General features: G+C 67.3%; 10 protein-coding genes. 8 read left to right on the plus strand and 2 right to left on the minus strand.

What is annotated here, in order from left to right:
• The first annotated feature begins 44 nt into the window (after positions 1-44).
• The 7 genes from C3E99_RS02735 to C3E99_RS02770 all read left to right on the plus strand — a co-directional run bounded on the left by C3E99_RS02735 (position 45) and on the right by C3E99_RS02770 (position 8,762).
• The gene (locus C3E99_RS02735) at positions 45-341 is read left to right on the plus strand and encodes a hypothetical protein (RefSeq protein ID WP_104959362.1); all 297 of its coding nucleotides are present in this window, start codon (positions 45-47) and stop codon (positions 339-341) included.
• Positions 338-532, plus strand: coding sequence for a hypothetical protein (locus C3E99_RS02740; RefSeq protein WP_076074310.1), 195 nt, complete (start codon positions 338-340; stop codon positions 530-532). The genes C3E99_RS02735 and C3E99_RS02740 overlap by 4 nt, the downstream gene beginning before the upstream one ends.
• A 1,074-nt stretch (positions 533-1,606) precedes the next feature.
• Positions 1,607-1,870 (plus strand): GlsB/YeaQ/YmgE family stress response membrane protein, encoded by a 264-nt coding sequence (locus C3E99_RS02750; protein ID WP_067110264.1) that lies wholly within the window; start codon positions 1,607-1,609, stop codon positions 1,868-1,870.
• Positions 1,871-2,194: 324 nt separating this feature from the next.
• Positions 2,195-2,467, plus strand: a complete 273-nt coding sequence (locus C3E99_RS02755) for a GlsB/YeaQ/YmgE family stress response membrane protein (RefSeq protein ID WP_174521660.1) — start codon at positions 2,195-2,197, stop codon at positions 2,465-2,467.
• A gap of 281 nt (positions 2,468-2,748) precedes the next feature.
• A complete protein-coding gene (locus tag C3E99_RS02760) occupies positions 2,749-3,954 on the plus strand; it encodes an efflux RND transporter periplasmic adaptor subunit (RefSeq protein ID WP_420894035.1) in 1,206 nt (401 codons plus the stop codon).
• A gap of 34 nt (positions 3,955-3,988) precedes the next feature.
• Positions 3,989-7,405: an efflux RND transporter permease subunit gene (locus C3E99_RS02765; RefSeq protein WP_104959363.1), complete on the plus strand. Its 3,417-nt coding sequence runs from the start codon at positions 3,989-3,991 to the stop codon at positions 7,403-7,405.
• Between the two features lie 73 nt (positions 7,406-7,478).
• Positions 7,479-8,762, plus strand: a complete 1,284-nt coding sequence (locus C3E99_RS02770; RefSeq protein ID WP_420854273.1) for a DUF445 domain-containing protein — start codon at positions 7,479-7,481, stop codon at positions 8,760-8,762.
• A gap of 280 nt (positions 8,763-9,042) precedes the next feature.
• Here the strand turns inward: C3E99_RS02770 and C3E99_RS02775 are convergent, their stop codons facing one another.
• On the minus strand, positions 9,043-9,837 hold the full coding sequence (locus tag C3E99_RS02775) for an NAD(P)-dependent oxidoreductase (RefSeq protein WP_076074317.1): 795 nt from the start codon (positions 9,835-9,837) through the stop codon (positions 9,043-9,045).
• A 169-nt stretch (positions 9,838-10,006) separates the two neighbouring features.
• On the opposite strand from C3E99_RS02775, the gene pepN reads away from it, so the two are divergent.
• Complete coding sequence (gene pepN / locus C3E99_RS02780; protein WP_104959364.1) at positions 10,007-12,607, plus strand: aminopeptidase N; 2,601 nt, start codon at positions 10,007-10,009, stop codon at positions 12,605-12,607.
• A gap of 188 nt (positions 12,608-12,795) precedes the next feature.
• Here the strand turns inward: pepN and C3E99_RS02785 are convergent, their stop codons facing one another.
• Positions 12,796-13,116, minus strand: a complete 321-nt coding sequence (locus tag C3E99_RS02785) for a DMT family transporter (RefSeq protein WP_067181715.1) — start codon at positions 13,114-13,116, stop codon at positions 12,796-12,798.
• Positions 13,117-13,299 lie beyond the last annotated feature (183 nt).

The raw sequence follows: 13,299 nt of genomic DNA on the forward strand, positions 1-13,299 counted from the left end.
AGGCGGCAGCGCAGGACAAAACCGGATAGTGGGGGCTGGCAGCGATGCCGGCCCCCATTTCGTTTCGTCGCCGGCGTTGCGGCGGCATTTTCCATTCCTGTTCCGCGGGCGATCAGGCCTACCGCGACAAAGCGGAGTTGGAGGCGATGGAAACGCGCGATCCTGAGGCGATCGCGGCGCAGAGGCTTCTCGAAAGAGGTGTGGAACAGCATCGGCTCGACCAGATCCGGGCCGAGGAGGCAAAGGCGATGGAACGCGCTGTCGAGCATGCGTTATCGGCCACCAAGCCCGGGCCCGAGCGAATCTTCGAAGGACTGTTGAGCGCGGGAGGCGCTGCATGAGCGATCGGCCGGCCAATGGCGTGCGTACGCTGAGTTACCGCGCGGCGCTGCGCGAGGCGCTGATCGAGGAGATGCAGCGCGACGAGCGCGTTTTCATGATAGGGCAAGATTTGTCGTCACCCGCGAGCGGCGAAGCCGCGCGGCAATCCGGAGCGTGGGCGGGCCGCGCTGGATTGCTGCGCGCGGTTTAGGGTCAGGGCCCATTAATTTGCCGTTCGAGGTTTGAAGCGATTTTGCTCAGGGCGAGGAAGCAAGACGCGGGAATATGTCGATATTTCAAGACTTGCCGACGAAGCCATGGGCAAAATCGGTCAAATCCCGCAGGGACGCCGAAATGGCTTCGATCTCAGGCTCGTGCGGCCTTGCGGGTAGCGATGCTACCCGCTGCGTCCGCCCAAGCCCGATATCTTCGCCATTTCGACGCCTCGAACGGCAAATTAATGGGCCCTGACCCTAAGACCCGTGGGGATTCGGATTTCGGCACGGTTTCTCTTTTCCGTCACCCGAACTTGTCTGGCAATGATCCCTCGACAAGGAACTGTTCCCCGGCGAAAGCCGGGGTCCAGATGGCACAGCGCTGCCCCGCATGGACCCCGGCTTTCGCCGGGGAACAGTTCCTGACTTGCCTGAAGGACATATGTGCCAACCTGTTTCAGAGCCTGCCCCGGAGCCGATCCGGGGGGCCATGGTCCGCCCTCGTCCGAAAGGCGGCGGAAAAGGGAAGGTCCGGCCATGGATGCTGAAACGCGTTCAGCATGACGAACCGATGAGGCAGCGTGACCCATCGTCCCGTTCGTGTCGAGAGCAGTCGAGACACCTGTCAGCGCGGCGCAAGGCCGATGGGTGTCTCGACTGCGCTCGGCACGAACGGATATGGGGGGCGTCGCGGGTTTATGGCACGCCGCTCTATCCTGAGCGTCTGCAAGACAGTCGAAGGCTCGCGATGACCGGGGGCGGGGGGCGGACGCGGCCTGCACCGTGATGCCGCGTCGAACGGGCGATCCGCCCAACTGCGGCGTCGCGGTGTGATGGCTGTCACAACGCCGTCGCCATTCCTCCCCTATGCCTGCTCCTGCGACCCAGATCAGTTCCCCGATCCGGAATTGATCTCCCTTTCCCGGCCGGGCCTTTCGCGGTCCGGCCGGGAACCTTTTTCGCCCTTCTCGCATTATGTCCGCATCGTCGGGACGATGCCCGGATCGCCGGGCATCGGCATCATCTGCCGCCGTCGGCGGCTTCCCGAACCGACAGAGAAAGGGACGGACATGGGTATCATCATCACGTTGATCGTCGGCGGCATCATCGGCTGGCTGGCCAGCATCGTCATGCGGACCGATGCGCAACAGGGCATCCTCCTCAACATCGTCGTCGGCGTCGTCGGCGCATTCCTCGGCAACATCCTCGGCGGGATGTTCGGCATGGGCGCCTCGCTCGACGCGTTCAGCCCGATCGGCCTGCTGTGGTCGTTCATCGGCGCGGTCGTGCTGCTCGGCCTGATCAACCTCGTCCGCCGCGGCAGCGTTCGCTGATCCGAAACGGGGCTTTGTCCGGCGGCTGCCATTTCGCTAGAGCGGCGAGCATGAAATCTGCATCATCCACACGCGTTCGTGCTGAGCTTGTCGAAGCACCGTCCTTCTTCTTACGGCGCTGAAAGCAAGAACGACCCTTCGACAAGCTCAGGGCAAACGGTGCAGATTTGAAGCACGGCGCTCTAGGACATTGTTTTTCCGTGTTTTCCGAGGCGTCGGGCGAGTCCGCCCGACTGGAAAACACTTCTAGGCGGCCGCGGATATTTACGTTACCACCATGTGCCTGCTGCGTCGGGCAGACCAATGATCGTAGGGGGTCAAATCATGATTGATTTCATCATTGCACTTGTCATGGGCGGCATCATCGGCTGGCTGGCCAGCATCGTGATGCGGACCGATGCCCAACAGGGCATCTTCCTGAATATCGTTGTCGGTTGTATCGGTTCGATCCTCGGTCGGCTGCTGCTGGGCGGCCTGATCGGCGGCGGGCATCTGCGCGGCGACGCGTTCGACTGGCGGACGCTGCTGACCGCGTTCGTCGGTGCGGTGATCCTGCTTGCGATCGTCAACCTCGTCCGGCGCGGCCGCGTGCGCTGAAATCCCGTGGCGGCCGGGCGCGACGCCCGGCCGACGCAAGGGCGGCCACCCGCAGGGGTGCGCCGCCCTTTCCGTTGTCCGAAGCCGCTGGAATCGGCCGTCCATCCCGTCTATGAGCGGGCGGCGGACGGAGCGATGGCAGCCGGCGTTTGCCTCTTGCCACTAGTGATGTAATACGGTAATACACCTACGAGGATTTGGGTCCTGTCATGCGGGCGGGGGCGTATCGCTGTCGGCGGTCGTCGCGTCGGCTGCCATGGGCAGCGGATGGGGATTTCGGCGTGAACTACGAGCGGAAAGTGGAAGCGATGGACAGCCTGGCGGGATCGACCCCGAGCTTTTATGACGAGGGCGAGAGCCGCCGCAAGCGCACGCGACTGATCGTCGCGCTGGTGCTGATCGGGTTCGCGCTGGCCGCGACCTGGTATGCCTTCACGCACCGGGGCACCGGCGCCGCGACCGCCGAAGGAGCGGACGGCGCAGCCGCGCAGAGCGTCCCCAACGTCACCGTGGTGATCCCCGGCCGGGTTTCGGTGCAGGCGGCGATCGCCGCGAACGGCACGATTGCCGCGCGCCGCGAAATGCCCGTCGGGGTCGCGGGCGAAGGCGGCCAGGTGATCCGCGTCCTCGTCGAACCCGGCCAGTGGGTCGGCGCCGGACAGGCGCTCGCGGTCATCGACCGTTCGGTGCAGACGCAGCAGGCGGCCAGCCTCTCCGCCTCGATCCGCGTCGCGCAGGCCGACGCGAGCCTCGCGCAGGCCGAACTCGAGCGTGCCGAGGCGCTGGTGTCGCGCGGCTTCATCTCGAAGGCCGACCTCGACCGCAAGCGCGCGACCCGCGACGCCGCCAACGCGCGCGTCCGCGTCGCGCAGGCGCAATATCAGGAAGCCGTCGCGCGCAACGGCCGCCTCAACATCGTCGCGCCCGCCGCGGGGCTGGTGCTGACGCGCGAGGTCGAACCCGGCCAGGTGGTCGGCGCGGGCAGCGGCGTGCTGTTCCGCATGGCGAAGGGCGGCGAGATGGAAATGCTCGCCCAGCTCGCCGAGGCCGACCTCCAGCGCGTCCGCGTCGGCACGCGCGCGACGATCACCCCGGTCGGCACCGACCTGCAGATCGCGGGGCAGGTGTGGCAGGTGTCGCCGATCGTCGACATGAACACGCGGCAGGGCACCGCGCGCATCGCCATCCCCTACAGCAGCGCGCTGCGCCCCGGCGGCTTTGCCGACGCGCGGCTGGTGTCGGGCACGGCGGAGGCCCCGCTGCTCCCCGAAAGCGCGGTGCAGAGCAGCCCCGACGGCAATTTCGTGCTGATCGTCGGCAAGGACGACAAGATCGAGCGGCGCGCCGTGAAGGTCGGGACCGTGACCGACGGCGGCGTATCGATCGCCTCCGGCCTGTCGGGCACCGAAAAGGTGGTCGTGCTTGCCGGCGCCTTCCTCAACCCCGGCGAAAAGGTGAAGCCGGTGATCCAGAAATCGGCGCAATAAGCGCACCCGGACCAGCACGTAAGGCGTTTGAATCATGAGCTTTCGCAACATCTCCGCCTGGTGCATCCGCAATCCGGTGCCGCCGGTCGTGCTGTTCATCCTGTTGCTGCTGGCGGGCCTCGTCAGCTTCAATCGGATGGACGTGAACGACAATCCGGACGTCGAGTTCCCGCTGGTCCAGGTCATCGTCGTGCAGCCCGGCGCCGCGCCGGCGGAGCTGGAGACGCAGGTGACGCAGCGCGTCGAGGCGGCGGTCCGCGGGGTCAGCGGCGTCGACGAAATGTCCTCCTATGTCAGCGAGGGCAACAGCCGCACGATGGTGCAGTTCGCGATCGGCACGCCGATCGACCGCGCCTATAACGACGTCAACCAGGCGGTTCAGCAGATCCGCAGCGACCTGCCCGACGGCATCCTCGAACCGCAGGTGGTGCGTATCGACGCGGCGGGCGGGCCGATCACCTATTTCGCGGTCGAGGCGACCGACATGACGCTGGAACAGCTCAGCTGGTTCGTCGACAACACGGTCGCCAAGGAACTGCTGTCGATCCCCGGCATGGCCAAGGTCAGCCGCGCCGGCGGCGTCGATCGCGAGATCCGCGTCATCCTCGATCCCGCGCGCATGCAAAGCTATGGCCTGACCGCGAGCCAGGTGAACCAGGAACTGCGGCAGGTGAACCTGAACGCCGCGGGCGGGCGGACCGAGATCGCGGGGGCCGAACAGGCGGTGCGCGTGCTCGGCAACGCCGCCAATGCCTTCCAGCTCGGCGAGACGCGCATCGCGATCGGCAACGGCCGCACCGTCCGCCTGGCCGACATCGCCAAGGTGACCGACGGCTATGCCGAACAGCGCAACCTCGCGATGATCCGCGGCAAGCAGGTGCTGTCCTTCTCGATCGAGAAGGCGAAGGGATCGTCGGACGTCACCGTCCACGACGAGACGATGAAGAAGCTCGCCGAGATCAAGAAGAACAACCCCAAGGTCGACTTCAAGATCCTCTTCACCAAGACCGAATATGTGAAGGAGCAGTATCGCAGCTCGATGGCCGCGATGATCGAGGGCGCGGTGCTCGCCGTCGTCGTCGTCTTCCTGTTCCTGCGCGACTGGCGCGCGACGCTGATCAGCGCGATGGCGATCCCGCTGTCGGCGATCCCGACCTTCTGGTTCATGGACATGATGGGCTTTTCGCTGAACAGCCTGTCGCTGCTCGCGCTCAGCCTCGTCGCCGGGGTGCTCGTCGACGACGCGATCGTCGAGATCGAGAATATCGTCCGACACATGCGAATGGGCAAGACGGCCTATCAGGCCGCGATCGACGCCGCCGACGAGATCGGCCTCGCCGTCGTCGCGACGACGTCGTCGATCGTCGCGGTCTTCCTGCCGGTGGCGCTGATGCCCGGCATCTCCGGGCAGTTCTTCATCCAGTTCGGCATGACCGTCGTCTTCGCGGTGCTCGTCAGCCTGGCCGTCGCGCGCATGATCACGCCGATGATCGCCGCCTATTTCCTGTCGGCGCAAGGCGAGCAGGAGCATGCCGGCGGCCCGTGGATCGACCGCTACGAACGCATCCTTGCCTGGACGCTCGACAACAGCAAGCATCACGCGGTTCGCGCGCGTTACGACGCCATCGCGACGCGGCCGGCCTTCCTGTCGGTGCCGCTGATCGCCGCCGGCCTCGCCGTGCTGTTCATGGCCTTGCGCTATTTCCAGCCGGTGCCGGTGGGACAGGACGCGCCGAATCCCGCGATCCATTTCCTGCTGCTGACGCCGATCAGCTTCGTCGCCGCCTATCTGCTCGTCGGGCTGGTGCAGATCGTCGTGGGGGCGCTCGCCTATGCGGCGGGGATGCGGCAATGGGCCTTCACCCACTGGGCCATGTTCATGGCGCGGCGCTTCTGGGCGCGATTGTTCGACCATCGCGTGTGGATCGTCGGGATCGGCCTGTTCGCCTTCCTCGGCAGCATCCTGCTGTTCACGCAGCTGCCGAACCAGTTCCAGCCGACGATCAACAGCGATTACAGCCAGATCAAATATGAGCTGCCGCCGGGCTCGACGCTGGCGCAGAGCACGCATGTCTCGAACGAGATCAACGCGATCCTCGCGGACGACAAGGTGGTGGAGAATGCCTTCTACGACGTCCAGGTCGGCAGCGGCGGGGTCTATATCACGCTGAAGAAGCATCGCGAGGTCACCAGCGTCGAATGGGAACGCGGCCTGCAGCCGAAGCTGGCGGCGATCCCCGACGCGCGCGTCTCGTTCCAGAGCCAGGCGGGCGGCTTCTCGGGCCGCGACATCACCTTCATCATCGGCGGCGACGACCCGGTGCTGCTCGAACGCCATGCGCAGAAGATCGTCGCGGAGATGGGCAAGCTCAAGGAACTGCGCTCGGTGCGGATCGAGGGCGACATTCCGCGGCCGGAGATCATCGTGAAGCCGCGGCTCGACCTCGCGGCGGAACTCGGCGTCACCACCGCGGCGCTCAGCCAGACGATCCGCATCGCGACGATCGGCGACATCGACCAGAATGCCGCGAAATTCTCTCTGTCGGACCGCCAGATTCCGATCCGCGTCCTGCTGTCGGAGGATTCGCGCCGCAGCCTGGCGACGATCGAGACGCTGCCCGTGCCGACCTCGCGCGGGACCACCGTGCCGCTGAAGGCGGTGGCGGAAATCGGCTTCGGGGCCGGCCCGACCGAATTGCGCCGCTACAACCAGACGCGACGCATCGTGATCGGCGCCGACCTCGCGCCGGGGCTGGTGACGAGCGACGCGCAGACCCGGATCGACGCGCTGCCGGCGGTCAAGTCGATGCCGCAGGGGGTGCGCAAGATCATCCAGGGCGACGCCAAGTGGCAGGCCGAACTGGCGACCAACTTCATGATCGCCGTGGTGGCGGGGCTGATGCTCGTCTTCTCGACGCTGGTGCTGCTCTATCGCCGCTTCCTGTCGCCGCTGGTCAACATGTCGTCGCTGCTGCTCGCGCCGCTCGGCGGTCTGCTGGGCCTGTGGATCACGGGCATGGAAATCTCCATGCCGGTCTATATCGGCCTGCTGATGCTGCTCGGCATCGTCGCGAAGAACTCGATCCTGCTCGTCGACTTCGCGATCGAGGAGATGGACCATGGCGTCGACAAGCTCGCGGCGCTCAAGGATGCGGGCCGCAAGCGCGCGCAGCCGATCGTGATGACGACGGTGGCGATGATCGCCGGCATGGTGCCGACCGCGCTGTCGCTGTCGGGCGACGGGGCGTGGCGCGCGCCGATGGGCGTCGTCGTGATCGGCGGGCTGGCGCTGTCGACGCTGCTCACGCTGCTGATCGTCCCGGCGGGCTTCAGCCTGGCCGACAGCATCGAAAAGCGCCTGGGCCGCTTCTTCTCGGCCAACCTGCTCACCTATCGCAAGGGCGACGACACGCGTCCGCACGGCGACCCGGCGCCGTCGCCGGCGGAGTGACGCGGGGGCGGCATCGGCGCGAGCGGACGCCGCGCCGGTTGCAACCTTTGGCGCGCTTCGCCATTTGTTGGGCATGACCGAGCCGACCCCCGCCCGCCCGAGCGCGCCCTCCGACCATTGGGGCGTTGCGGTTCCGACGGGCGGGCTCAATATCCGGGTCGTCGCGACCGGGCTGCTCGTCGTGATGGCGCTGATCTTCGTCAGCGCCAAATATTATCAGGACGTGCACCCCGCGATCGGCTTCGTGCGCGCCTTTGCGGAGGCGGCGATGGTCGGCGGGCTCGCCGACTGGTTCGCGGTCACCGCGCTGTTCCGCCACCCGATGGGGCTGCCGATCCCGCACACCGCGATCGTGCCGCGCAACAAGGACCGCATCGGCGACACGCTGGCGCGGTTCCTGCTCACCAATTTCCTGCTGCCGCGCCTGATCGCGCGCAAGATGCAGACGGTCGACGTCGCGGGCGCGGTCGGCAAGTTCCTGTCGGAACCGGCCGAGGGCGGCGGGCGGCTGAAGCTCGGTGCGTCGCGGATCATCGCCGACGCGCTCGGCGCGCTCGACCAGCAGCGGCTGGGCGGGATGGTCAAGTCGGCGATCGCCGACCGGCTGCGCGAACTCGACGTCGCGCCGCTGCTCGGCCAGGCGTTGCAGGCCGCGCTGGCGGAGGGGCGGCACCAGCCGCTGCTCGATGCGATGGTCGGGTGGGGATCGAAGACGCTCGAACTCAACGAGCATCTGATCCACCAGATGGTCCACGACAACAGCAACGCGATCGTCCGCTTCACCGGGCTCGACGAAAGCATCGCGAACCGCATCGTCGCCGGCCTGTCGAAGCTGCTCGCCGAGATGGCGGTCGACGAGACGCACCCGCTGCGCATCCGCGTCGAGGAGGGGCTCGCCAAGATGGCGCTCGACCTCCAGCACGACCCGGAGGTCAAGGCGAAGGTCGCGCGCGTGCGCGACGAACTGCTCGAGAACAAGGCGGTCAAGCGCTGGCTCGACGGCCTGTGGGAACAGGGCCGCGCCGCGCTGCTCAAGGCGGCGCGCGATCCCGAAACCATGCTCGCGGGGCGCATCGGCGAACTCATCACCCAGTTCGGCGCGATGCTGGGCGAGGACGAGGCGATCCGGCGCACGCTCAATCGCTACGCGCGCCGCGCGGTCGTCGGCATGGTCGACAGCTATGGCGAAACGGCGCTGCGGCTGGTGTCGGACACGATCCGCGGCTGGGACGCCAAGACGATCACCGACCGGCTGGAAAGCGCGGTCGGCGACGACCTGCAATATATCCGCATCAACGGCACGCTGGTCGGCGGGCTGGTCGGGGTGCTGATCCACGCGGTGGATGTGCTGCTGTAGCCGGGGCGGGTTTTTCGGAAAATCTCACGCAAAGGCGCGAAGGCGCGAAGAAGATAATCCGGCGCGGCGTAGCGACAATCTCACACAAAGACACAAAGAGGGCGGAGGAAATATCGACCTCCGTTCATCATCCTGTCGAGTGCATGGAAAAGGACCGGACAAAGTCCGGTCAATTTATCTGCTGTGGCTGCGGATCAAGGGAGAGGTGGCGATATAGGCCGCCCTCTTTGTGTCTTTGTGTGAGATATTTTTCTTCGCGTCTTTGCGTCTTTGCGTGAGATCAATCGAGCATTGCCCTCAACCCCTCGCGCCACGTCGGATAGGTCGGCGCCCATCCCAGCAGCCGCTTCGCCTTGCCGTTCGCGACGCGCCGGTTCTCGGCATAGAAGGCGCGCGCGGCGGGCGACAGGGTCGCGTCGTCCAGCGATTGCAGCGGCGGCAGCGGCGCCCCCAGCATCGCGCAACCCCATTCGACGAGCCGGTTCTGCGAACAGGGTTCGTCGTCGGCAAGGTTGTAGACGCCCGCCGGCCCGCGCATCGACGCGATGACGCCGCCCGCGATGTCGTCGACATGGATGCGGCTGAAGACCTGTCCGGGCAGCGCGATGCGATGCGCGCGCCCGTCGCGAATCCGGTCGAGGATCGACCGGCCGGGGCCGTAGATGCCGGGCAGGCGAAGGACGCGCACGTCGCCGCGCAGCGCCTGCCACGCGGCGTCTGCGGCATTGCGGTCGGCGCGGCGGCCGTGGACGGGGGCGCTCTCGTCGACCCACGCGCCGCGCGCGTCGCCATAGACGCCGGTCGAGGACAGATACCCGACCCAGCGGGCGGGCGCGACGGCGATCGCCTCGCCATAGCGGGCGAGCACCGGATCGCCCCCGTCCGCCGGGGGCACCGACGACAGGATATGCGTCGCGTCGCGCAGCGCCGCCAGCACCGCCGGCGCGTCGGCGAAGGCGGTGCTGCCGCCGCGCCCGTCGCGCGTGGTGCCGATGACCTCCCACCCGCGCGCGCGCAGCCGTGCCGCGAGGTGCCCGGCCGCATAGCCCATTCCGAAAATCAGCATGTTGCTCATGGGTCGCCTTATTGCGCGGCGCAGCCGCCAAGCCTAGGACAATGACCGACAGTTTTTCCCGTTCGTGCTGCGCTTGTCGAAGCATCGTCCTTTCTTTCGGCGCCGAAACGAAGGACGGCCCTTTGGCAAGCCCAGGGCGAACGATTCCCGTTCGAGGTTTCTCCCGCACATGACCGACGCGTCCTCCTCTCCCGTCCCCCCCGTCACCATCCATCGCACCGCCTATCGCCCGCCCGAATGGCGGGTGCCGGAAGTGGCGCTCGATTTCGCGCTCGGGCTCGAAGAGACGCGTGTGACGGCGGCGCTGTCGGTGGTGCGCGATGCCGATGCCGCGGCGCCGCTCGTGCTGCGCGGCGACGCGCTGACGGCAGAAGCGGTGCGCGTCGACGGCGAGGCGTGGAACGGCTGGCGGATGGACGGGCCGGACCTGGTCGTCGACCTGGGCGACCGGACCGCCGCGGTGGTCGAGGTCGATACGCGGATCGACCCCGCCGCCAACAGCCAGCTGATGGGGCTCTATGCCTCGAACTCCATGCTCTGCACGCAGTGCGAGGCGGAAGGGTTCCGCCGCATCACCTTCCACCCCGACCGTCCCGACGTGCTCAGCCGCTACCGGGTGCGGATGGAGGGCGACAAGGCCGGCTTCCCGATCCTGCTGTCGAACGGCAATTGCGTCGCGACCGGCGAGGGAGAAGGCGGAACGCACTGGGCATTGTGGGAAGACCCGTGGCCGAAGCCTTCCTATCTGTTCGCGCTCGTCGCCGGCGACCTCGTCGTCAACCGCGATCATTTCACCACCCTGTCGGGACGCCGCGTCGAACTCGGCATCTGGGTGCGCGCGGGCGATCAGGACCGCACCCACCATGCGATGGCTTCGCTCAAGCACAGCATGGCGTGGGACGAACAGGTCTATGGCCGCGAATATGACCTCGACCTGTTCAACATCGTCGCGGTCAGCGATTTCAACATGGGGGCGATGGAGAACAAGGGGCTGAACGTCTTCAACACCCGCTATATCCTCGCCGACCCCGACACCGCGACCGATGCCGATTACGACGGGGTCGAGGGGGTCGTCGCGCACGAATATTTCCACAACTGGTCGGGCAACCGCGTCACCTGCCGTGACTGGTTCCAGCTCAGCCTGAAAGAGGGCTTCACCGTCTATCGCGACCAGAGCTTTTCGGCCGCGATGGGGTCGGCGGCGGTCAAGCGGATCGAGGATGTGCGCGTGCTGCGCGCCGCGCAGTTCCCCGAGGATGCCGGACCGCTCGCGCACCCGATCCGCCCCGATAGCTATCAGGAAATCTCGAACTTCTATACCGCCACCGTCTATAACAAGGGCGCGGAGATCATCCGCATGATGGCGACGATGGTCGGCCCCGAACGGTTCCGGCGGGGCACCGACCTCTATTTCGACCGCCACGACGGCGAGGCGGCGACCTGCGAGGATTTCGTCCGCGCGATCGAGGACGGCGCGGGCATCGACCTGACGCAATTCCGCCTTTGGTACAGCCAGGCCGGAACGCCGCGGATCGCCGCGCGTCTTGAGGGCGACGCGGCGAGCGGCGAATGGGTGCTGCACCTCGCGCAGACCATCCCGCCGACGCCGGGGCAGCCCGACAAGGCGCCGATGCTGATCCCGCTGCGGATCAAGGCGTTCGACCGCGACGGCGCGGTACAGGATGCGGCGGAGCAACTCGTGCTGCTCGACCGCGCCGACGCGACGGTGTCGCTCGGCCGTTTCGCCGGCCGGCCGATGCTGTCGATCAACCGCGGCTTCTCCGCCCCGGTGATCGTCGATTGCGCGCGCGCGCCGGGCGAACTCGCGTGGCTCGCGGCGCACGACGACGATCCCTTTGCGCGCTACGAAGCGTTGCAGCAGCTGATGCTCGACACGCTCGTCGCGGCGGTGTCGGGGGAGGCGGCGGAGCGCGGCGCGGTGGTCGATGCGGTGCGCGAGACGCTGGCGGGCGCCGCCGCCGATCCCGCCTTCGTCGCGGAAGCGGTGCTGCTGCCGAGCGAGGCCTTCATCGGCGACCAGATGGTGACGGTCGATCCCGATGCGATCCGCCGCGAACGACTCGCGCTGCAGGCCGCGATCGGCGAGGCGCTCGAAAGCGAATGGCGCGCGATCCTGGCCGATCCCGCGCCGCCCGCGACCGACCTCTCTCCCGCCGCCAAGGGACGCCGCCGGCTGCGCGGGGTCGCGCTCGCCTACCTTGGGGCGACGGCAAGGGACGACGCGCCCGCGCTGGCCTTCGCCATCTTCTCCGACGCCGACGGCATGACCGAGCGGCAGGCGGCGCTCGCGACGCTCGCGCACGGCGACAGCGATGAGCGCGCCCATGCGCTCGACATCTTCTACCAGCGCTACCGCGACAATCCGCTCGTGCTCGACAAATGGTTCCAAGTGCAGGCGTGGTCGCTGCGCCCCGACACCGTCGATGCGGTGCGCGACCTTGCGCGCCATCCCGATTTCACGCTGGCGAACCCCAACCGCGTGCGGGCGCTCTATGGCGCCTTCACCGCCAATCAGGCGGCGTTCCACCGCGCCGACGGCGCCGGCTATCGCCTGCTCGCCGACCTCGTCATCGCGCTCGACCCGAAGAACCCGCAGACCGCCGCGCGCCTGATCCCGCCGCTCGGCCGCTGGAAGCGCTTCGACGAGGCGCGGGCGGCGCTGATGAAGGCGGAACTGGACCGCATCCTGGCGCAACCGGGCCTGTCGCGCGACGCGACCGAGCAGGCGAGCAAGAGTTTGCTGGGGTAGGGGTAGAAGGCCGTCGTTTGCGTCACATACCGGTTCCCCTCCCGCAGGCGGGAGGGGCAGCGAGACTTAAGAACTTGTTCGTTAGTCGCAGCGGGGTGGGCCTTTGCGCCGCTGCTGCCCACCCCCGACCCCTCCCGCAAGCGGGAGGGGAGACAAATGGCGCCTTTCGGCCGTTTCCGCGCTCTTCATCACCCGGCCGAAAACAGCTTGGTGCCCACCACGCCGATCACGATCAGCGCCATGAAGCCGACCTGCACCGCGCTGACCTTTTCGCCGAACAGCAGGATGCCGCCGATGATCACGCCGACCGCGCCCAGCCCGGTCCAGATCGCATAGGCGGTCCCGGCCGAAATCTCGCGCATCGCGAAGGCGAGCAGCGCCATGTTGACGAAACTCAGCGTCACCGGCACCGCCGACGCCTGCCACGTCCCGACCGTCGCCGCCCATTTGAGGCTGAGCGCCCAGCAGATTTCGGTGAAAACGGCGATGGCGAGGATGATCCATCCCATGAAGAGTCCTTTCCGGTCGGCGGGCTCGGGGGAAGGGCGCACGCCGGAAACCCGAAAGAGGCGCGCAAGCCGCAGCATGACTGCGCGGCGCGCTTAGATCGGAACGCCGTGAATTGGAACCGTCATTGCGAGCGAAGCAATCCGGAGGGTGTACGTCAGAGCGGCGCGCCCTTGATCTGACCG

This window comes from Sphingopyxis sp. MG, from assembly GCF_002953155.1.
Classification (GTDB): domain Bacteria; phylum Pseudomonadota; class Alphaproteobacteria; order Sphingomonadales; family Sphingomonadaceae; genus Sphingopyxis; species Sphingopyxis granuli.